At 69.3% G+C, this 19797-nt stretch carries 20 protein-coding genes; 12 read left to right on the top strand and 8 right to left on the bottom strand.

Annotation, left to right across the window (positions count from 1 at the left end; translation table 11 throughout):
- Window positions 1-4: 4 nt before the first annotated feature.
- Window positions 5-502, bottom strand: coding sequence for a LysM peptidoglycan-binding domain-containing protein (locus KV100_RS02955; RefSeq protein WP_220341407.1), 498 nt, complete (start codon window positions 500-502; stop codon window positions 5-7).
- Between the two features lie 279 nt (window positions 503-781).
- Between KV100_RS02955 and lexA the strand changes: the two genes are divergently transcribed.
- Window positions 782-1495: a transcriptional repressor LexA gene (lexA, locus tag KV100_RS02950; RefSeq protein WP_220341406.1), complete on the top strand. Its 714-nt coding sequence runs from the start codon at window positions 782-784 to the stop codon at window positions 1493-1495.
- A gap of 64 nt (window positions 1496-1559) precedes the next feature.
- Here lexA and KV100_RS20325 read toward each other — a convergent pair whose 3' ends face one another.
- Window positions 1560-2102 carry an ATP-dependent DNA helicase gene (locus KV100_RS20325; RefSeq protein WP_374226658.1) on the bottom strand — a complete coding sequence of 181 codons (543 nt, stop codon included), beginning with the start codon at window positions 2100-2102 and terminating at the stop codon, window positions 1560-1562.
- The gene (locus KV100_RS20320; protein WP_374226657.1) at window positions 1987-2232 is read right to left on the bottom strand and encodes a hypothetical protein; all 246 of its coding nucleotides are present in this window, start codon (window positions 2230-2232) and stop codon (window positions 1987-1989) included. The genes KV100_RS20325 and KV100_RS20320 overlap by 116 nt, the downstream gene beginning before the upstream one ends.
- Window positions 2233-3853: 1621 nt before the next feature.
- Between KV100_RS20320 and KV100_RS02940 the strand changes: the two genes are divergently transcribed.
- From KV100_RS02940 to KV100_RS02920, 5 genes are read left to right on the top strand one after another with little or no spacing between them, the layout of a single operon-like run.
- On the top strand, window positions 3854-4840 hold the full coding sequence (locus KV100_RS02940) for an ABC transporter ATP-binding protein (protein ID WP_220341405.1): 987 nt from the start codon (window positions 3854-3856) through the stop codon (window positions 4838-4840).
- A gap of 3 nt (window positions 4841-4843) precedes the next feature.
- Complete coding sequence (locus KV100_RS02935) at window positions 4844-5563, top strand: ABC transporter ATP-binding protein (protein ID WP_220341404.1); 720 nt, start codon at window positions 4844-4846, stop codon at window positions 5561-5563.
- Between the two features lie 10 nt (window positions 5564-5573).
- Window positions 5574-6464 carry a branched-chain amino acid ABC transporter permease gene (locus KV100_RS02930; protein ID WP_255559239.1) on the top strand — a complete coding sequence of 297 codons (891 nt, stop codon included), beginning with the start codon at window positions 5574-5576 and terminating at the stop codon, window positions 6462-6464.
- On the top strand, window positions 6464-7540 hold the full coding sequence (locus KV100_RS02925) for a branched-chain amino acid ABC transporter permease (RefSeq protein WP_220341403.1): 1077 nt from the start codon (window positions 6464-6466) through the stop codon (window positions 7538-7540). The genes KV100_RS02930 and KV100_RS02925 overlap by 1 nt, the downstream gene beginning before the upstream one ends.
- A 5-nt stretch (window positions 7541-7545) precedes the next feature.
- On the top strand, window positions 7546-8868 hold the full coding sequence (locus KV100_RS02920) for an ABC transporter substrate-binding protein (RefSeq protein WP_220341402.1): 1323 nt from the start codon (window positions 7546-7548) through the stop codon (window positions 8866-8868).
- A gap of 110 nt (window positions 8869-8978) precedes the next feature.
- Here KV100_RS02920 and hflX read toward each other — a convergent pair whose 3' ends face one another.
- From hflX to KV100_RS02905, 3 genes are all read right to left on the bottom strand, one after another.
- Window positions 8979-10457 carry a GTPase HflX gene (gene hflX / locus KV100_RS02915; RefSeq protein ID WP_220341401.1) on the bottom strand — a complete coding sequence of 493 codons (1479 nt, stop codon included), beginning with the start codon at window positions 10455-10457 and terminating at the stop codon, window positions 8979-8981.
- Between the two features lie 31 nt (window positions 10458-10488).
- Complete coding sequence (gene dapF, locus KV100_RS02910; protein ID WP_220341400.1) at window positions 10489-11313, bottom strand: diaminopimelate epimerase; 825 nt, start codon at window positions 11311-11313, stop codon at window positions 10489-10491.
- Between the two features lie 77 nt (window positions 11314-11390).
- Window positions 11391-12536 (bottom strand): CARDB domain-containing protein, encoded by a 1146-nt coding sequence (locus tag KV100_RS02905; RefSeq protein ID WP_220341399.1) that lies wholly within the window; start codon window positions 12534-12536, stop codon window positions 11391-11393.
- A gap of 126 nt (window positions 12537-12662) precedes the next feature.
- Between KV100_RS02905 and KV100_RS02900 the strand changes: the two genes are divergently transcribed.
- Window positions 12663-13307 carry a TetR family transcriptional regulator gene (locus KV100_RS02900; RefSeq protein ID WP_220341398.1) on the top strand — a complete coding sequence of 215 codons (645 nt, stop codon included), beginning with the start codon at window positions 12663-12665 and terminating at the stop codon, window positions 13305-13307.
- Entirely contained in the window at window positions 13304-13774 is a 471-nt protein-coding gene (locus tag KV100_RS02895) for an SRPBCC family protein (RefSeq protein WP_220341397.1), read from the top strand. Before KV100_RS02900 ends, KV100_RS02895 begins: the two co-directional genes overlap by 4 nt.
- Here KV100_RS02895 and miaA read toward each other — a convergent pair.
- Window positions 13757-14686, bottom strand: coding sequence for a tRNA (adenosine(37)-N6)-dimethylallyltransferase MiaA (gene miaA, locus KV100_RS02890; RefSeq protein ID WP_220341396.1), 930 nt, complete (start codon window positions 14684-14686; stop codon window positions 13757-13759). The two genes, KV100_RS02895 and miaA, sit on opposite strands and share 18 nt — an antisense overlap.
- 65 nt (window positions 14687-14751) lie before the next feature.
- Here miaA and KV100_RS02885 point away from each other — a divergent pair, with 65 nt between their 5' ends.
- Together KV100_RS02885 and KV100_RS02880 are read left to right on the top strand one after the other, a co-directional pair.
- Window positions 14752-15015 carry an antitoxin gene (locus tag KV100_RS02885; RefSeq protein WP_220341395.1) on the top strand — a complete coding sequence of 88 codons (264 nt, stop codon included), beginning with the start codon at window positions 14752-14754 and terminating at the stop codon, window positions 15013-15015.
- Between the two features lie 166 nt (window positions 15016-15181).
- A complete protein-coding gene (locus KV100_RS02880) occupies window positions 15182-18190 on the top strand; it encodes a beta-glucosidase (RefSeq protein ID WP_220341394.1) in 3009 nt (1002 codons plus the stop codon).
- Window positions 18191-18275: 85 nt separating this feature from the next.
- Here KV100_RS02880 and KV100_RS02875 read toward each other — a convergent pair whose 3' ends face one another.
- A complete protein-coding gene (locus KV100_RS02875; protein WP_220341393.1) occupies window positions 18276-18950 on the bottom strand; it encodes a hypothetical protein in 675 nt (224 codons plus the stop codon).
- Between the two features lie 49 nt (window positions 18951-18999).
- Here KV100_RS02875 and KV100_RS02870 point away from each other — a divergent pair, with 49 nt between their 5' ends.
- Window positions 19000-19470 (top strand): NUDIX domain-containing protein, encoded by a 471-nt coding sequence (locus KV100_RS02870; protein ID WP_220341392.1) that lies wholly within the window; start codon window positions 19000-19002, stop codon window positions 19468-19470.
- Window positions 19471-19535: 65 nt separating this feature from the next.
- Window positions 19536-19778 (top strand): antitoxin, encoded by a 243-nt coding sequence (locus KV100_RS02865; RefSeq protein ID WP_220341391.1) that lies wholly within the window; start codon window positions 19536-19538, stop codon window positions 19776-19778.
- Window positions 19779-19797: the final 19 nt, after the last annotated feature.

Here is a 19797-nt window from a genome sequence, read left to right as displayed (position 1 = left end):
GGGCTCAGTAGATCGGGACGTAGATCGTCTCGCCTGCCGTGACCTCGCCCGCGCTCGTCAACGAGTTGAGATCGGCGATGTCCTTGACGGTCGACCGGATGTCACCCTCGGGGTTGGCCTCTGAGGCGAGGTCCCACACGGTCTGCCCTGGCTGGAGCGTGACCACGCGACTGGGGACGGGCTCGGCCTGCTCGGAGGTCGCGATGACCCGCGCACCCAGAGCCACGGTGAGGCCGGCGATCGCGATCAGGGCTGCGATGAAGACGACGAACCGACCACGGCGGGTCAGGCGGTAGCCCGATCGACCGCGGGTGCGGTCGGCCGGCTGCTGCCGACGAGGCCGAGGCCCGGGCCGCGGGCCTGGTCGCGGAGCGGACCGACGGTCGCCGCGCATCCCCCGGCCCGCCGGGTGCCGCTCGATGCAGCGCATCAGCGGCGTGTCGATCGCGACGACGGTGCGGTCGGCGACGGGACGCTCGAGGGTGCTGCGGACGGTGCTCATCGTGTCCTCCATCTCTCGGACTCGTACGGTCTGCCGACCGAAGCGAGGCGGCGGATCAGCTCGTGCATCCGGACCGGAAACCGAGCGGGTTGCCGAACGTGCGTTCGATCGAACATGTGTACGAACCTAATCACACCGACCGACAGAATTGGAAGGACCGTTCGAACATGCTTTCGACGTGTCCGCCAGATGGGCGCCTGAGGACGACTTCATCACGACACGCCGACACGATCGAACATATGTTTGATCACACCGGCGCCGCGGTCTAGTGTCAGGGCCATGACGAAGGCCGAGGTTTCCGAGCTCCCCGACGGACCGCCGGACGCGAGCGGGCTGACTCCGCGTCAGCGCCGCGTCCTCGAGATCATCCGCGAGTCGCTCGAGCAACGCGGCTATCCGCCGAGCATGCGCGAGATCGGCGCGGCCGTCGGTCTCGCCAGCGTCTCCTCCGTCGCTCACCAGCTCAAGGTGCTCGAGCGCAACGGCTTCGTCCGCCGCGACCCCAACCGCCCCCGCGCGATCGAGGTCTTCCTGCCCGACATCCTCGCGGCGCGCCGGTCGATCGGTGACGCGGTCGACTTCGGCTTCGACGAGACGGGCGCGGGCGACTCCCGCCCGGAGCCCGCCTTCGTCCCCATGGTCGGCCGGATCGCCGCCGGCGGCCCGATCCTCGCCGAGGAGCGCGTCGAGGAGGTCATGCCCCTCCCCCGCACGCTGGTCGGCGAGGGCACGCTCTTCATGCTCGAGGTGCGCGGCGACTCGATGGTCGAGGCGGCGATCTGCGACGGAGACTACGTCGTGATCCGGCAGCAGCCGACCGCGGAGAACGGCGAGATCGTCGCCGCCCTTCTCGACGGAGAGGCCACCGTCAAGACGCTCCAGCGCAAGGACGGCAAGGTCTGGCTCCTGCCGCACAACCCGGCGTACGACCCGATCGACGGCACCGACGCCACCATCCTCGGCAAGGTCACGACAGTCATGCGGCGGGTCTGACCCGCGCAGGCGAGACCAACCTCGTCGAGACCCGCGCAGGCGAGACCGTCAGCGGCTGCGGCGCTCAGGACGCTCCGGTGTCCAGGCGCCGCAGCGCGCCGAGCACGAGCTCGCGGTCGACCGTACGCCACATCGGCGGCATCGAGGACGCCAAGAAGCTGCCGTACCGCGCGGTGGCCAGTCGTGAGTCGAGCACGGCGACGACGCCCTTGTCGTCGGCGCGTCGGATCAGACGCCCCGACCCCTGCGCCAGCAGGAGCGCGGCGTGGGTCGCGGCGACCTGCATGAAGCCGTTGCCGCCGTGCCGCTCCACGAGCCGCTGCCTCGCGCTCATCAACGGGTCGTCCGGGCGGGGGAACGGGATGCGGTCGATGATCACCAGCTGGCACGTCTCCCCCGGCAGGTCGATCCCCTGCCACAGGCTGAGCGTGCCGAACAGGCACGTGCGCGGGTCCTCCACGAACCGCCTCGCCAGCTCGGGGAGCTGCGCGTCACCCTGACACAGAACCTCGACGTCGGGCATCCGCTCGCGCACGGCCTCGGTAGCCGCCTCCGCGCCGCGCCGCGACGAGAACAGCCCGAGCGTGCGCCCGCCGGCGGCTCGCACCAGATCGACGATCTCGTCCAGGGTCGCGGTGCCCATCCCGTCGCGTCCCGGCGGAGGGAGATGCCGCGCGACGTAGAGCATGCCTTGCTTGGCGTAGTCGAACGGCGACCCGACGTCGATCGCACGCCAGGCGTACGACGCCGGTGACCCGTCGCCGTCATCGTCCCCGCCGCTGTCACCGCGACCGCCGGACGCGCCCTCCTCCGTACGGTCGGACGCCCACAGCCCGACACTGCGCGCCACCGGGTCGAATCCGCCGCCGAGCTTGAGCGTCGCACTCGTCAGCACGACGGTGTTCTCGGCGAACAGCTTGTCGCGGAGCGTGAGCGCGACGTCGACAGGCGCGATCCGCAGCTCGTTGCCACCCCGGGCACCCTCCCGCTCGGCCATCCACAGCACGTCGGCCTCGGAGGCCGCGGCCATCCGCTCGGCGACCTTGCGCACGTCGTCGACCATCGCCTTCGCCTGCTGCCGGGCGGCGTCACCGTCGCCGGAGTCCTTGGGCTCCTTCGGCATCGCCGAGTGACAGTCCCGGGCGGCGTCGCGCACGAGGCTCAGCGCGTCGGCCAGCTGGTCCGACGGCGAGGCGATCCGGCCGGGCGCCGTCACCTCCAGCGCCTCGCGGAGAGCGTCCGAGGCGTCCTCGAGGTCATCGGCCTCGCGCCCACGGACGTACGAGCGGGCGCGGCGAGCCGCCCGCTCCACCGATGGCGGGGCGAGCTCGGCGGTCGACGCCTGGGTCACCCGCGCGACGAGCTCGTGCGCCTCGTCGATGACCACGGTGTCGTACTCAGGGAGCATGGGCACCCCGTCGATCGCGTCGATCGCGAGCAGGGCGTGGTTGGTCACGACGAGGTCGGCGCCGGCCGCATGGTCGCGGGCCGCCTCGGCGAAGCACTCCATCGCGTACGGGCAGCGCGACGCGCCGAGGCACTCCCGCGCGTGGACGCTGACCTGCCGCCACGCCCGCTCGGTGTGCGACGGCGCGGCGTCCCGGTCGCCGACGCCTCCGCGGTCGGACTCCTCCTCTGCCCAGGCACGGAGCGTCACGACCTCCTCCCCGAGCGACCCGCTCGGTGCCTCGATGAGCACACCTTGGTCGTCGGGCGCTCCTTCGCGGATCCGGTGGAGGCACGCATAGTTGCCGCGACCTTTGACCACGGCGGCACGCGGCGTGCGCTCGAGCACCGCGCCTGCCCCGTCGAGGAGGGCGGGGATGTCTCGCTCGACGAGCTGGTGCTGGAGGTTGAGCGTCGCGGTCGCGACCACCACGCGGCGATCGTGGAGAAGGCTCGGAACGAGATAGCCGAGCGACTTGCCGGTGCCGGTGCCGGCCTGGACGAGCAGGTGCTCGCCTCCGCTGAACGCGTTGGACACCGCCTCCGCCATCTCCACCTGGCCCGGCCGCTCGACACCACCGACCGCTGCGACGGCGGCGTGGAGCACCGCACGCAGCTTGGCGTGGCGACCGGGGTCGGCGGTCGCGAGGGGCGGGTCCGAGATCGACGAGGTCACCGACGCAGCCTACCGAGAGCACGGCCGCTCACGGCCGAGCGACTCACAGGCCCCCGGCAGCGCGACACCCCCGATGTGTGGCCCGCGTCACCATCCGGTAACAATTGGACACCCACCGCGACTAAGCGCTTGCTTAGTTCCCCCGAATCGGTAGCGTTCGCCGGGCAACACCGCCATGTGTCCGGGGTCACACCACCGTCCCCGGCCGCACGACACTGCACCTCGGAAGGACTCGCATGACCCCTCCCATCGAGCCCACCCCCGAGCCCCCACCAGGGGGCTCACCAACCGGACCACCCACCGCCTCGACGGATGCCTCGACAGATGCCTCGGCGGACTCCTCGACCACGGCCTCTGCGGAGTCCTCGCCCGCCGCGGACAGCTCCGCCACGAACGACGGCCGATTCACCGCCGAGGGCGTGACCGTACGGTTCGGTGGCCTCGTTGCCCTGGGCGACGTCGGCCTCACCGTCGAGCCCGGACAGGTCCACGGCGTGATCGGCCCGAACGGCGCCGGCAAGACCACCTTCTTCAACGTCTGCTGCGGGTTCGTCCGCCCCGACTCCGGCACGCTGACCTGGGAGGGCCAGGAGCTCACCCGCCTCCGGCCGCACGACCTGGCAGGTCTCGGCATCGCCCGGACGCTCCAGGGCGTCGGACTCTTTGCCGGCATGAGTGCCCTCGAGAACGTGATGACGGGCGCGGGGGTCCGTTCGGAGAGCAGCTTCGCCTCGGCCGCCCTGGGGCTGCCTCGGGGACGCCGTGACGAGAAGGCGCTTCGCGAGCGGGCGATGCAGGCCCTCACCGACCTCGGCGCCGCACACCTCGCGCCCCGTTATCCCGGGATGCTGCCCTACCCGGAGCAGAAGAAGGTCGCGCTCGCCCGTGCCCTCGTGGCCGAGCCGCGCCTCCTGCTCCTCGACGAGCCTGCCGCTGGGCTCTCCGAGGGCGAGATGGACGAGCTCGGCGACCTCGTCGGGCGCCTCACCGGCCGCATGTCGGTGCTCCTCGTCGAGCACCACATGGACCTCGTCATGCGCATCTGCAACACGATCACGGTCCTCGACTTCGGCGAGGTCATCGCCCGCGGGACGCCCGCGGAGATCCAGGACGACCCTAAGGTCGTCGCCGCCTACCTCGGTGCGGACGTGACCGGAGGCAGCGAGATCGACACGGCGTCGCTCGCGACCACCCCTGCCGGCGCCGCCGCGAAGGAGGGCTGAGGCATGCTCACCCTCACCGACCTCACCACCACCTACGGGCCGGTTCGTGCGCTCGACTCCGTCGACATGACGGTCGAGGCCGGTCGGATCACCGCAGTCCTCGGCGCCAACGGCGCCGGCAAGACGTCGCTCCTGCGCACGGTGTCCGGCCTCGTACGCCCCGCGGCGGGCACCGTCACGCTGAACGGCACGGACATCACCGGGGCTCCCGTGGAGTCGATGGTCCACCGTGGCATGGCGCACGTCCCCGAGGGTCGCGGCGTCATCGCCGAGCTGACCGTCGAGGAGAACCTCCGCCTCGGCGCCCGCGGGGCCGCCAAGCGACCGAGCGACACCCCGGCTCCGGTCCGTACGCTCGACGACGCCTACCAGCTGTTCCCGGTGCTCGGGGACCGGCGGAGTGCACAGGCGCACACGCTCTCGGGCGGCGAGCGCCAGATGCTGGTCATCGCCCGCGCGCTGCTCTCCCGGCCGACCCTCCTGCTGCTCGACGAGCCGTCCCTGGGACTCGCGCCCCGGATCGTGGCGCAGATCTTCGACCTGCTCCGCACGCTGGTCGCCGACTCGGGCCTCACCGTGCTCCTCGTCGAGCAGAACGCCCGCAGTGCCCTGTCCATCGCGCACACCGGTGTCGTGCTCAACCTCGGCAAGGTCGTCGTGACCGAGTCCGCCGAGGTCCTGCGCAACGACGCCACCCTGCGCCACTCATACCTCGGGTTCTGAGGAGGACACCATGAACGGCGACATCCAGAAGCTCCTCAACATCCTGCTCAACGGACTCACCCAGGGCATCGTGATCGCTGCCTTCGCGCTCGCTCTCGTGCTGATCTTCCGGTCGACCCGGATCATCAACTTCGCCCAGGGCTCGCAGGCGATGTTCACCACGTACGTCGCGCTGACGCTGCTCAACCGCGACTTCCCCTACTGGGCCGCGTTCGCCATCGCTCTCGCCGCCGGCTTCCTCATCGGGGCCGTGCTCGAGCGTGTCGTCATCCGCCCGCTCGAGGGCGGCATGGAGCTCAACATCGTGATCGCCACGCTGGGCCTGTACGTCGCGATCCAGGCGCTGGCGGCGATCCTCTTCGGGTCGGACTACCAGTCCTTCCCGTCGCCCGTCGGAGTCAACGGCTTCCAGGTCGGTGACACGAACCTCGCGCTCACCCCGACGAGCATCTTCATCCTCTGCACGGTCGGTGTGGTGGTCGTCGGCCTCACGCTCCTCTTCCAGAAGACGCAGCTCGGCCTCACGATGCGTGCGGCGGCCTTCGACGGAGAGGTGTCGCGCATCCTCGGCGTCAAGGTCTCCCACCTGCTCACCTTCGGGTGGGCGCTCGCCGGCCTGGTCGGCGCCGTGGCGGGCATCCTGGTCGCCAGCGGACAGTTCATCTATCCGAGCTACATGGAGACGCTCATCGTCTTCGGCTTCATCGCCGCGGTCATCGGCGGCCTCGACAGCCCGGTCGGCGCGGTCGTCGGTGGCCTCCTCCTCGGCCTGGTGAACTCCCTGGTCTCCGGGTACGTCGCCTCGGGTCTCGTCACCCTGGCCGCGTTCGTCCTCCTGATGGTCGTCCTGCTCCTCAAGCCGGGCGGTCTCTTCTCCAGCACCAAGACCAGGAGGGTCTGATGTCGACCGACAGCACCACCAAGCGCCTGCTCGACCTCAACCTCACCCGCAACCTCCTCATCAGCCTCGCGGTCCTGGTCGCGGGCATGCTCCTGCTGGAGTCCACCGACCGCTACACCAACACGCAGCTCTCCTCGCTCACCTACTACGCCATCGCGGCGATCGGCCTGACCGCCCTCACCGGCCTCAACGGCCAGATCTCGCTGGGCCACGGGGCGCTGATGGCCGTCGGCGCCTACACGACCGCGCTGATGCTCGACACGGAGACGCCGTTGCCGTTCCCGGTGGTGGCCCTGGTCGCCGTCGTGGTCACGTCGGTCGTCGGGTTCGTCGTCGGCATCGGCGCGGCACGGCTGCACGGGCCGTACCTCGCCGGCGCCACGCTGGCGCTGGCGGTGGCTCTCCCGAGCGTCGCCCTCTACTTCAAGGGCACCTTCAACGGCGAGGTCGGCCTGACCGTCGCGTCTCCGCGACCGCCGGAGTGGTTCGTGTCGTTCATCGACGCGGTGTCCGGCGAGTTCGCGACGTCGTCCAAGTACGTGGCCTACCTCGGCCTGATGTGCCTGGTCGTGGCCCTCTTCTTCGCACTCAACCTCCGCCGGTCCAAGATCGGACGCCACTGGCGTGCCGTTCGTGACCAGGAGGTCGCCGCAGAGATCGCCGGCATCAACCTCGGCCGTACCCGGGTGCAGGCGTTCGTCATCAGCGCCGCGTACGCCGGCCTGGCCGGCGCCGTGATGGCGATCGTCGTCCGGCTCGCCGCGCCGAGCGCGTTCACGATCGTCCTCTCGCTCTCGGTGCTCACTGCCGCGGTGATCGGCGGTCTCGGCAGCATCACCGGCGCGTTCATCGGCGCCGCGGTGCTGGTGTTCCTTCCTCCGTGGGTGACCTCGCTGTCGACCGGCTCGGGCCTGTCGGACACCCAGGCCGCACAGATGTCACCCCTGATCTACGGCATCGTCCTCATCCTCGTGATGCTCCTCGCACCTGGAGGAGTGATGGGGACTCTCTCGACGGCATGGCGGCGTGCACGACTGCGCCGTCCCAACCCTGCAACACCCACCCAGAAGGGATGAGATCCATGGCTCATCAGCCCACATCGGCGCGCCGGAGTCGCCGGCTCGTACTCGGAGCCGCGCTGGCTGCCTCCGCACTGGTCGTCGCTGCGTGCGGCGGCGGCGGAGACGGCGGCGACTCGAATGATCCCGGTCTGACCGAGGACTCGATCAAGATCGGCGGCCACTTCCCGCTCACGGGTGTCGCAGCACCCGGCTACAGCGAGATCCCGCTCGGCCACAAGGCGTACTACGACTTCGTCAACGCCAACGGAGGTGTCAGCGGCCGCGACATCGAGTTCATCGCGAAGGACGACGGCTACAACCCTGCCAAGACGTCCGAGGTCGTCAACGAGCTCGTGCTCAAGGACGAGGTGTTCGCGATCGTCGCCGGTCTTGGCACCCCCACCCACCAGGCGGTGACCAACTTCCTCAACGCCGAGGGCGTCCCCGACCTGACCGTCTCCTCCGGCTCCCTCCTGTGGGACGACCCGAAGGAGAAGCCGATGACCTTCGGCTGGCAGCCCGACTACGAGTCGGAGGGCAAGGTGATCGGCCAGTACATCGCCGAGAACCTGCCCGACGCCAAGGTCGGTGTCTTCGGTCAGGACGACGAGCTCGGCGAGGACGGCACCCGCGGTCTCGAGCAGTACATCGCCGACCAGATCGTCTCCAAGGTCACGTACGTCCCCGGCAACACCGACGTCGGTCCGCAGATCGCCGAGCTCCAGAAGTCCGGCGCCGACGTGGTCGTGGGCTTCAACGTGCCCTCGTACACCGCTCTCTCGCAGCTCGTCTCGATGAAGCTCAACTACAAGCCGACCTGGTTCTACACCAACGTCGGCTCGGACTCGGGTCTCGTCGGGTCGCTCCTGGAGGAGTTCTCCAAGGGCGCGATCAAGGGCAGCAGCCCGCTCGCCGGCGTCTACACGACGACGTACATGCCGCAGGCCTCCGAGCCGGACAACGAGTGGACCAAGCTCTGGCAGAAGGTCTGGGACGAGTACGGAGACGGCTCGCCGCTGACCAACTACAAGGTGTACGGCATGTCGCAGGCGTTCACGCTCGTCGACGCGCTGAACCGCGCGGGTGACGACCTGAGCCGTGAGTCGATCGTCGAGACGTTCGAGCAGGACGGCTCCAAGCTGAGTGGCCCCAACTACGTGCCGTTCCGCTACTCCGAGGACCGTCACGCGGGCATCGGTGGCCTGAAGCTGGTCCAGATCCAGGCCGACGGTACGACCGCCGACAAGACGCCGGTCCTCCAGACCGACGTCGGTGACGCGGAGATCGAGGAGTTCACCGGAGACGTCGGCACGCCGCCGGAGTCGGGCATCCCGGGGAGCTGACCTCCCGCAAGACTGGCTGTGCGCTGGGCACCGATCCTGGAGGGGACCGAGGTGCTCAGCGCACAGTCGCGTCAGGCGTCAGGCGAACGACCCGTCAGGCGAAGGGCCCCTCAGGCGTACTCGGCGACGGCGCCCGCGAGCTCGTCGTGCACCCGGGCGACGACGTGAGTGCCGTGGGCGGTGTGCTCGAGCGTGTCGATCTCACCGTGGAGGTGGATCTGGTTGAGCAGGTCGCCCCGGTCGTACGGGAGGACCACGTCGATCTTGACCGCCGGCTGAGGGAGGTCGGCCTCGACCGCGGACAGCAGCTCGCCGATGCCCTCGCCGGTGCGGGCCGACACCACGACGGCGTGCGGCTCGCGGGCCAGCAGGCGCGACACGACCATCGGGTCGGCCGCGTCGGCCTTGTTGATCACGATGATCTCCGGCACGTCCAGCGCGCCGATCTCGGCGAACACCTCGCGCACCGCCGTGATCTGGCCCTCCGGGTCGGGGTGCGAGCCGTCGACCACGTGCAGGACCAGGTCGGCGTCGGCGACCTCCTCCAGCGTCGAACGGAAGGCCTCGACGAGCTGGTGAGGAAGGTGCCGGACGAAGCCGACGGTGTCGGAGAGCGTGTACTCGCGTCCGTCGGAGGTCTCCGTACGCCGGGTGGTCGGGTCCAGGGTCGCGAACAGCGCGTCCTCGACCAGGACCCCGGCGCGCGTGAGCCGGTTGAGCAGGCTCGACTTGCCGGCGTTGGTGTATCCCGCGATCACGACACCGGGCACCTTGTTGCGCTGGCGCGTCGCGCGCTTGGTGTCACGGGTCTTGCGCATCTCGGTCAGCTCGCGCCGCAGCTTGGCGATCCGGTCGTTGATGCGACGGCGATCGGTCTCGATCTTGGTCTCACCGGGACCGCGCGACCCGATGCCGCCACCGTCGCCACCGACGCGGCCGCCGGCCTGACGAGACAGGTTGCCGCCCCAGCCGCGGAGGCGCTGCTTCATGTACTGGAGCTGCGCGAGCTCCACCTGTGCGCGACCCTCGCGGGACTTGGCGTGCTGGGCGAAGATGTCGAGGATCAGCGCCGTACGGTCGACGACCTTGACCTTGGTCCGGTCCTCGAGGTTGCGCAGCTGGCTGGGTGCGAGCTCTCCGTCGCAGATCACGGTGTCAGCGCCGGTCGCCTGGACGATCTCGGCGAGCTCCTCGACCTTGCCTCGGCCGACGTACGTCGCCGGATCAGGCCGCTGACGGCGCTGGACCATGGCGTCGAGCACCTCGGAGCCGGCGGTCTCGGCCAGCAGCTTGAGCTCGGCGAGAGAGTTCTCGGCATCGGTGGCCGAGCCGTCTGTCCACACGCCGACGAGAACGACCCTCTCGAGCCGCAGCTGGCGGTACTCGACCTCGGAGATGTCCTCGAGCTCGGTCGACAGGCCGGCGACGCGCCTCAGCGAGTTGCGGTCGGCCAGGTCGAGCTGGTCACCGTCGTGGGTGTCGAGGTCGATGGGCTCGAAGCGCTCCACCGGATCGACAGAGTCCACCGACGGCACGTCGGTAGCGGTGTCGGCGAACTGGTCAGTGGGGTTTTCGTTCTGTGCAGTCATCTGATCCTTGCAACGTCGGCGGTGGCCTCGATCATCCCAGCCAGGTGAGATCCCCGCGAGCAATTATGACGGCCGGTCCGGCGAGTACGGCGTGCCCGTCGGCCTTCCAGGTCACGTGGAGCGTGCCGCCCGGCACGTCGACCCGGTAGGTGACGTCGCCGCCGTCGGCGGGATCGGCCCCGTCCGTCGCTGCCGTCGCCAGAGCCACCGCCACCGCCCCCGTGCCGCACGAGCGGGTCTCGCCCGCACCCCGCTCGTGCACCCGCATCGCCACATGACGCGGGCCTCGCCGCGCGACGAACTCGATGTTGACACCCTCGGGGAAGACCGCCGCGTCGTACTCCGGCTCGACCAGAAGCGTGCCCGCCTGACCGAGGTCGTCGACGAAGGCGACGGCGTGCGGGTTGCCGACGTCGACCTGACGGGCGGCACGGGCGGTCCCCTCAGCGACGACCTTGGACTCCCCCAGCAGACGCGGGACACCCATGTCGACGGCGATGGCGACGCCGTCGTAGGTCACGACCTTGATGCCGTCCCGGGTTGCCACCGGCACAGGGACGGACGAGTCGACGAGCCCTTCCAGGGCCAGGTAGCGCGCGAAGACCCGTACGCCGTTGCCGCACATCTCGGCGATCGACCCGTCCGCGTTGCGGTAGTCCATGAACCACTCGGCACCCTCGCCCGGGGCGGCCCGCACAGCGCGCAGGACGCCATCGGCGCCGATCCCCCGCCGACGGTCGCACAGCGCCGCCACGAAGGTCGCGTCGAGATCCCCGTGCACCGTCCCGTCGGGGTCGGGAAGGATCACGAAGTCGTTCTCGGTGCCGTGGCCCTTGAGCCACGCGAAGGTCGTCACCCCCCGAGTCTAGAGGGGTGACGACCTTGCAGCCGCGCGCTCGGGCATCGAGAGGACCAGGGTGTGTCAACGCTCCCCTACGTGACCGGCGTGACTGTCAGCACGCCGTCGGCGGTGTAGCTCTGGTCCTGGCCGTCTCCGCCCGGCGCGACGTCGTGCTGCTCACCATGCTCACGCCACGTGATCTTGGAAAAGTCGTTCGTCCAGCCGATCGTGTAGGTCGGGTCCTTGAACCACCAGTACGGGCGGAGCTCCAGGGTCAACGGGGGCGACATCGGGCCCATCGGATCAGCACAGTTCGTCTCGCGCGGCACGGCCTGGGTGCCGAGCGTGTGCTGGAGATGGAACTCCACCCCTATCTTCTTCTTGCTCGCTGGGAAGGTCACGCTTCCGCCTTCCGGTACGCCATTCATCGTCGTCGGGACCGTCGCGCTCCGGGTCAGTTTGCCGGAGGCCGTCCACGGGCACCCCGGGAAGGCTTCACCCACAGCATGCAAGGTCGCCGTCCCGGCTGCCGTCGCACCTGACCATTGCCAGGTCAGAGACTCGGGCTTCCCGCCTTCCAGGAGGAGCCATCCCGAACCCTTGCCGTTCAGGCGAACATCGGAGTTTCTCTTGGTATCCCAAAGTCCGTCCGTGGAGTGAGAATGAGAACGAAGCCTCACGTCGACCACCGCTGACACATTCACCTTCACCATGCCGACCTTCGGCCAGGAGAACGCCTTCTTGGTGACGGTGACGCGTCGCTTGGCCACCCGGCAGTTGTTGCGCTCGTTGGACTCACGCACCTTCTTCTTCGCATCCGCGCACGCCAGCAGCCAGTACGTACCCGGCCTGGTCGCCGCCGCCACCCGCACCGAGCGCGCCTTCACCGCGTGCTTCTTGCCCGGCTTCAGCACCTTGACCGCACGACTCCCGAGGACGACGTCCTTCTTGTCCCACTTCTTGTTCGCCGACAGCGCGTACCGCGTCACCGACCGCTTCGCCTTCTTACGGCCCTTGTTACGCGTCGTGTCACCGACCTTCAGCACACCACCGGCGACCACCTTCCCCGGCGTCACCGACACCGCCGCCACCACCAGATCCGGACGCTTCTTCGGCGCGGCCGACGCTGAACCGGCTCCCAGCATCGTCATCACCAAGCCCAGCCCGAGTCCGAGCACCCACAACCGACGCGGCATCAGCTCACCCTCCACCCGCAGGGCACGTTCGGCCCCGCTCATACCCGCCAGCCTCTGCCCTGGGTATGCGGACGCGCATCGTCCTCCAGGACCCATCGCCTCGTCCTCGCGGACGAGGAGCTCCTCCTCTGCGCGGTCGCGATGCGGCCGCCGCGGTAGGGTTCCCCGGTGCAAGACTCCGAGGATGCAGTGCCGCGCCACGAGCAGAAGGAACGCACGCGGCAGGCACTTCTGGACGCGGCGCTCGATCTGACCGACGAGCACGGGTTCGCCGGCGTGAGCCTGCGCCAGGTCGCCCGGCGCGCCGGCGTGGTCCCGACCGCCTTCTACCGCCACTTCGCCAGCATGGAGGAGCTCGGGCTGGCGCTCGTCGACCAGTCGTTCGGGACGCTGCGCGGCATGATGCGCCAGGCCCGCCAGGATCCGGAGACCTACTCCGACGTGATCGCTGCGTCGGCCGCGATCATCGTGTCGCAGGTCCGCGCCCACCGTCCGCACTTCGCCTTCGTCGCGCGGGAGCGCTTCGGCGGGGTCCCTGCGGTCCGCAGTCGCATCCGCACCGAGCTCCACAGCTACGTCCGCGACCTGGCGGGGGTGCTCCGGACCTTCCCTCAGCTCGACACCTGGGCCGAGGGTGACGTCCGGACGGCGTCCCGGCTGTTCGTCAACATCATGGTGTCGACCGCGGAGCAGGTCATCGAGTCGCCCGACGAGCCGGACCTCATGGAGGAGATCGAGTCCGAGGCTCGGCGCCAGATGCGACTCATCGTCCTCGGCTACGCCGGCTGGCGCTCGGAGGCCGTGGCGCGATGACCACCCGCCGAGCTCGCCCCGTGGTCGCGACCCCGCAGGTCGGGGTGGTGACCGGCGCGGTACGGGTCGGCGTGTCGCAGCAGACTACCTGGGACTACGTCACCGACTGGGAGCTCCAGGGCGAGTGGATACCCGCGACGACGGTCAGGGTCGTGGGTGAGCAGATCGTCGCGGTGACCGGGGTCGGCCCGGTGCGGGTCACAGACACGATGCACGTCGTACGATCCGACCCGCCGCGGGTCTGCGAGGTGGCGCACACCGGTCGCCTCATCTCCGGCACCGGGCTGTTCAGCTGCGAGCCCACCGACGACGGCGGCACGCTGTTCTCGTGGGAGGAGCGCGTCAGGGTGCCCGGCGGCGCGGTCGCCGGAGTGGTCTGGCGACTGGCCTCCCCGGTCCTTCGCATCTCATACGGGATCGCGCTCGGCCGGCTGCGCCGCAGGCTCGAGTCACGCCACGCCGGCTGAGCCCTCCGCCACCCGTACGGCTCGTTCCAGCAGGTCGGGGGCGTCGTACGGGAGCCACACGATGCGCGGGTCCTTGCGGAACCACGAGTCCTGCTTCCGCGCGAACTTGCGGGTCCCACGGACGGTCGCCTCACGTGCCTCGTCCTCGGTCATCGTGCCGTCGAGGTAGGCCAGCACCTGCGAGTAGCCGAGCGCACGGCTCGCCGTCCGTCCCTCGCGCAGTCCGCGCTCGGTGAGCGACCGCACCTCCTCGACGAGGCCGTCCTCCCACATGCGGTCGACCCGTCGGGCGATCCGGTCGTCGAGCACGTCGCGCGGCACGTCGATCCCGATGAGTCGGAGGTCGTCGTAGAACGCCGTGTGGGCGGGCAGCGATGCGGCGAACGGCCGTCCGGTGATCTCCACGACCTCGAGCGCTCGGACGATCCGGCGTCCGTTGGACGCGAGGATCGATCGCGCCGCCTCAGGGTCGACCCCCGCGAGACGCCGGTGCATCGCCTCCGGCCCCTGGGTCTGCAGCTCCTCCTCGAGACGTGCCCGGACGCCCTCGTCGGTCCCGGGGAACTCGAACGCATCGACGACGGCGCGCACGTACAGCGCCGAGCCGCCGACGAGCACCGCCACGCCGCCGCGTGCCCGGACGTCCTCGATCGCCTCGCGCGCCCAGGTCTGGAACTCCGCGACCGTCGCCGGTGCCGTCACGTCGAGGACGTCGAGAAGGTGGTGCGGGACGCCGCCGCGCTCGGCGGCGGGGAGCTTCGCCGTACCGACGTCCATGCCGCGATAGACCTGGTAGGCGTCGACGTTGACGATCTCGCCGCCGATGCGCTGCGCCAGCGCGACGGCGAGATCGGACTTCCCGGCGGCGGTCGGCCCCACGACGGCGACCACTGGAGAGCTCACGGCGACCATTCTGACGTAGATTCGAGAGTGTCCAGCACCCAGTACGCACCGACCCATGACAGGGAGAGATCGGCATGAGCACGTTCGACGAGGCCTTCGAGAGGTTCAAGGACTCCAGCGCGGACCTGGCCCGCGAGATGAAGGAGCGGGCGAGCATCCTCGTCACCGAGAACGGCGACACGATCGACAGCGCGCTCGAGAAGGTGCGGGACATGGCCAAGGACCTGACCAAGGGCACGTACGACGACAAGATCGACAAGGCCCACGCCGCCGCGAAGGAGCAGATCCACAAGCTGGACAAGGGCCAGGACCCCGACGGCCCCTCTGCCGTGGGGTGACCTGCGGCCTCGCGGCCTCCTCACGACGAGCGAGAGATGCACGTTCGACAACCGGGTGTTCTGATGGGGTAAATGTCCCAGTTTGTTCCTGCTTGATCCGGTCTTTGACTGGATGGGATCTCGGGGCAGGCATCGAAGTCGGGGGTTCACTCGCATGTTTCGACGAATGATCACGTACGCTGCCGCGGCCGGCCTCGTCGCCGCCTCGGTAGTCTTCATACCTTCCATCACGCAGGCACAAGAAGACCTGCCGTGGATGAACACGAGTCTCACACCGGAGCGGCGGGCCGACCTGCTGATCGGCGCGATGACCCTGGACCAGAAGCTTCAGCAGATCTACAACCAGCCGTTCTACAACGAGGACCTGGATCCGGACGGGGATCCCGAAGACAGCCCCGCGGACCGGAACGACTGCAACTTCACCATCATCGGCCGTCACATCGAGGGCATCCCGTCGCTCGACATCCCGACCTTCCGGCAGGCCAACGGCGGCACGGGCATCCGAGGCGGCGACTGCCTCCCCGAGCCGACTGCAACGGCACTCCCCGCCCAGGTCTCGTCTGCGGCGACGTTCAACCGCGACCTCATGGGCGACTGGGGCAACGTGCTCGACGTCGAGCTCGAGGCGTGGGCCGACCAGGTCCTGTGGGGACCTGGCATGAACATGATCCGCACCCCGTACGGCGGGCGGAACAACGAGTACTTCAGCGAGGATCCGTACCTCACCGGCGTGATGTCGAGTGAGATCATCAAGGGGATCCAGGCCCGCGGCGTCAGCCAGGCCACGGCGAAGCACTTCGTCGCCAACGACTCGGAGTACCAGTTCGAGCGCTGGACGTCGGCCAACCGGGTGCCCTCTCGTGCCCTGCACGAGATCTATCTGCTGCCGTTCGAGATGGCCGTCAAGGACGCCGACGTGTCGTCCGTGATGTGCGCCTATCCGGACCTGAACTACACCTACAACTGCAGCAGCTCACCGCTCCTTCAGCAGACGCTGCGTCAGCGCTGGGGCTTCGACGGCTACGTCTTCTCCGACCGGCGCGCTCAGCAGAGCACTCTGGGCGCGCTCAGGGCCGGCGTGGACGTCGAGCTCGACGAGTCGCCCGAGTGGTACAAGCCGGAGATCCTCAAGCAGTACATCAACTCGGGTGTGATCACCGAGGCAGACATCGACGGCCTGCTGCGTCCTCGCTACATCAAGATGTTCGAGTTCGGCAACTTCGACAACCCGTTGACGTCGTTCCAGTGGGACAAGATCGATCCGCTCATGGCGCCGACCGGTGCCCACGCCAAGGTCGCCAAGCAGGCAGGCGCCGAGGGACTCGTCCTTCTCCGCAACCAGAAGAACATCCTGCCTCTCAACGCCGGTGCGGTGGAGTCGATCGCCGTGATCGGTCCGCAGTGGTTCGCCCGCGAGGCCTCGCTGCCGCCGCGCAGCGGCAACCGGTCCCAGAACATCACGGTCAACGAGCCGTTCCAGGTGACACCCGTCCAGGGTCTGCAGAACGTGCTCGACAGCAAGAACTCCGACGCCACGGTGACCCTCAACACGGGGACCAACATCGCCAGCGCGGAGAGGGCGGCCCGCAACGCCGACGTCACCATCCTCATGGTCGGTGACGTGGCGCGAGAGACCTGGGACAAGAACGCCTACTGGCCCGAGGAGAACCCGAACAGCACCGCCGCGGGCGCGCCGAACGAGACTCCGAACCTCGATCTGCCGACGATCACCGGCACCAACCAGCAGGAGCTCATCCCGCGGGTCCTGGCTGCCAACCCGAACACGATCGTCGTCATGAAGACGCAGGGCCAGGTCAACATGCCGTGGATCGACGACGTCGACACGATGGTGCAGGCGTGGTATCCGGGCGAGTGGGACGGCCAGGTCGTCGCCGACGCCCTGTTCGGCGACACGAACTTCTCCGGCAAGCTGCCGCTCACGATCGGGAAGACCGACCACGAGGCCGCCTACGAGACCACGGAGCAGTACAACGGCTTCGAGGAGAACACGGGCACACCCGGCGGCTACGGGCGCGACCCGCAGTGCATCGATCCGGCGGAGCAGCCGCCGTGCACCGTCTCGGGACCGAAACCGCAACGCGTCGTCCGCTACACCGAAGGCCTCAAGATGGGCTACCGGTGGTACCAGGCGACCGGGACCGAGCCGTACTTCCCGTTCGGATACGGACTCTCCTACACGACCTTCGACTACAAGGACCTGAAGGTCACCGAGGTGGGAGGCGGCAACGGACACACCGCGCTGAGGGCCGACTTCACGGTCACCAACACCGGCAAGCGTGCCGGCAAGGAGGTCCCGCAGGTCTACCTCACGCTTCCGCGGCAGTCGGGCGAGCCGTCGAAGCGGCTCGTGGGGTTCGACAAGATCGACCTCGCTGCCGGCCAGAGCAAAAAGGTGTCGGTGCTGATCGACTCCAACGCCTCCAACCACCCGTTCTCCTACTTCGTCCCGGACGACGCGGACGATCTGAGGAAGTGGGCGGACGGAGAGTGGGCGACGGCAGACGGTAACTACACCGTCCACGTGGGCCGCTCGTCGGCCGACACACCGCTGCAGAAGACGCTCAACGTCAACTTCAGCAACCGCCGTCCGACGGCCCAGAACGTCACGGGCGTGAAGGTGAGGCAGGGACGCTCGGTCATCATCAACCTGAGGGCGAGCGATCCGGACGGGGACGCACTGTCCTACACCTACTCGGACCTGAAGGGGAACACCGTGACACCGATCGGCAACGGCTCGGCGGTCCGGTTCACACCCAAGCGCGGGTTCACAGGTAAGACGTCCTTCCGCTACACGGTCAACGACGGTCACGGCGGCGAGGCCTCAGCACAAGTCTTCGTGACGGTGACACCGGCACCGAAGACCGCCTCGAGGATCACCGCCCTGAAGGTCAAGCCGAAGCGAGTGACGACCGCCACTCGGGCGAGGGTCTCGTTCCGGGTCGTGTCAGGCGGAAAGGCCGCGCGCGGCAAGTACGTGATCAAGCGAGGCAAGCGGGTCGTCGGACGCGGCACTCTCAACGCCCGAGGCCGGGCCAACAAGCGGATCAAGCGGCTCGCGGCCGGTAGGAAGCGGATCACGGTGACCTACCGGGGCTCGTCGACCGCCAAGCGCGCCAGCAAGTCGAAGACGATCCGGGTCTACAGGAGGAGGTAGGAGGGCCGGACGACAGCAGGACGGAGCCCCTGGCGCTGCGGCGCCGGGGGCTCCGTGCGTGCCGGGCCGGCACCCGCAGCCCTGGCTACCCGCGCCAGACGGCGACCCAGTAGGCGACACCGTAGGGCGAACCGTCGTAGGTCAGCTGCGCCGCGATCTCGTCACCACCATCCACCCGCACCGTCGCAGCCAGAGCCCGAAAAGCCGGGACACCGCTCGCCCACAGGTCGGCCGCGAGGGCGGGATCGAGCGCGGCGAGGGCGTCGAGGTCGGCGCTGGCCAGCGCCGTACCGATCACCGCGTCGAACGCCAGAGCACGGACGTCGACGTATCCCGGCGCGGTCTTGTCGCGCTTCGCGCTTCCGTCGGCGAGGACCACCAGGGCCGTACGTCCGTTGCCGGGGAGATCGACCGCCTCGCCGCTGGTCTCGGCGAAGACACGCGGGACGGTCGTGCCGACGGCGTCGAGGAGCCATGCGCCCAGCGGGAGCGCCGACCCGGGCCGCACGCCGGCGCCTGTGCCGGTGGCGTCGCTCGAGCGCTCCCCGTACCCATACGGCGTGAAGTCCGCCGCCACGTCGTCGAAGCGGGCGTCGGCCGGTCCCGGCGCGAGCACGAGGACACGGTCGGCGTCGGAGGTGACCTCTCGGACCGCGTCGATCGCGTACGACCGCAGGGTCTCCAGCTCCCCCGCCGCACCCGCGGCGATCTCGGGCACGAGAAGTGGGGTCTGCGGGACCACGGCGACGGAGACGGGCACGCTCCCGAGGCTAACCTCCTCGTCAGCGGCGCGGCCTAGAGTGCTCGGCATGAGCCATGCCCTGGTCCCTGCCTCCTACGTCCTGATGCTGCGCGGCCCGATCGGTGACGAGGAGATCCTGCTCCAGCTGCGGCAGAACACCGGCTACCGCGACGGGCACTGGGCTCTGATCGCGGGCCACGTCGATGCGGACGAGTCCGCACGGACGGCTGCCGCCCGCGAGGTCAACGAGGAGACCGGCGCCACGGTCGATCCCGAGACGCTCCAGCCGCTCACCACGATCCACCGCTGGATGCCAGGTGGCCCGCCGGTGGAGCAGCGGGTCGACTTCTTCTGGATCGCCCGCCGCTGGGACGGCGACCCGCGCATCGCCGAGACCGACAAGGCCGTCGACCAGCGATGGTTCAGCCTGCGCGACCTGCCCCAGCCGGGTGTCGTGCACGAGGAGGTCGTGATCGAGGCCTACCTGCGCGGCGACGTCCCTCCGATCATGACGCTGACCTCCCATGTGACGCGCTGACCTCCGCCCTTGCTGAGATCCTGGATACCTGAGATCACCCACCACACCGTCGTCCGGGAGGACCCATGGGACTGCTCGACAAGTTCACGAAGAACGCCCGCCTGAGGGGCAAGGCCAAGAACCTGCTCAACGAGCACGGCGACAAGATCGACAAGGGGATCGACAAGGCCGCCGACCTCGCCCGCGGCAAGGCCGGGAGCAAGCACGGCGACAAGATCGACAAGGGCGCTGACGCGCTCAAGGACGGCCTCGACAAGCTCGACGGCGACCCGACCAACCGGAGGCGGCCGGGCGATCCACGGCCCTGACGGCGCCGTCGGTAGCGCG

Origin of the sequence: Mumia sp. zg.B21 (genome assembly GCF_019550855.1) — a bacterium.
GTDB lineage: Bacteria > Actinomycetota > Actinomycetes > Propionibacteriales > Nocardioidaceae > Mumia.
This window is presented reverse-complemented; position numbering and strand designations above follow the sequence as displayed.

What these genes read in the sequence shown, in the direction of transcription:
- KV100_RS02895 (WP_220341397.1), top strand. Translation starts at nt 13,304, where the DNA reads ATGACCACCCGCCGAGCTCGCCCCGTGGTCGCGACCCCGCAGGTCGGG.
- lexA (WP_220341406.1), top strand. Translation starts at nt 782, where the DNA reads ATGACGAAGGCCGAGGTTTCCGAGCTCCCCGACGGACCGCCGGACGCG.
- KV100_RS02920 (WP_220341402.1), top strand. Translation starts at nt 7,546, where the DNA reads ATGGCTCATCAGCCCACATCGGCGCGCCGGAGTCGCCGGCTCGTACTC.
- KV100_RS02955 (WP_220341407.1), bottom strand. Translation starts at nt 502, where the DNA reads ATGAGCACCGTCCGCAGCACCCTCGAGCGTCCCGTCGCCGACCGCACC.
- KV100_RS02930 (WP_255559239.1), top strand. Translation starts at nt 5,574, where the DNA reads ATGAACGGCGACATCCAGAAGCTCCTCAACATCCTGCTCAACGGACTC.
- KV100_RS02940 (WP_220341405.1), top strand. Translation starts at nt 3,854, where the DNA reads ATGACCCCTCCCATCGAGCCCACCCCCGAGCCCCCACCAGGGGGCTCA.
- hflX (WP_220341401.1), bottom strand. Translation starts at nt 10,457, where the DNA reads ATGACTGCACAGAACGAAAACCCCACTGACCAGTTCGCCGACACCGCT.
- KV100_RS02925 (WP_220341403.1), top strand. Translation starts at nt 6,464, where the DNA reads ATGTCGACCGACAGCACCACCAAGCGCCTGCTCGACCTCAACCTCACC.
- KV100_RS02935 (WP_220341404.1), top strand. Translation starts at nt 4,844, where the DNA reads ATGCTCACCCTCACCGACCTCACCACCACCTACGGGCCGGTTCGTGCG.
- KV100_RS02865 (WP_220341391.1), top strand. Translation starts at nt 19,536, where the DNA reads ATGGGACTGCTCGACAAGTTCACGAAGAACGCCCGCCTGAGGGGCAAG.
- KV100_RS02870 (WP_220341392.1), top strand. Translation starts at nt 19,000, where the DNA reads ATGAGCCATGCCCTGGTCCCTGCCTCCTACGTCCTGATGCTGCGCGGC.
- KV100_RS02885 (WP_220341395.1), top strand. Translation starts at nt 14,752, where the DNA reads ATGAGCACGTTCGACGAGGCCTTCGAGAGGTTCAAGGACTCCAGCGCG.
- miaA (WP_220341396.1), bottom strand. Translation starts at nt 14,686, where the DNA reads ATGGTCGCCGTGAGCTCTCCAGTGGTCGCCGTCGTGGGGCCGACCGCC.
- KV100_RS02880 (WP_220341394.1), top strand. Translation starts at nt 15,182, where the DNA reads ATGATCACGTACGCTGCCGCGGCCGGCCTCGTCGCCGCCTCGGTAGTC.
- KV100_RS02905 (WP_220341399.1), bottom strand. Translation starts at nt 12,536, where the DNA reads ATGAGCGGGGCCGAACGTGCCCTGCGGGTGGAGGGTGAGCTGATGCCG.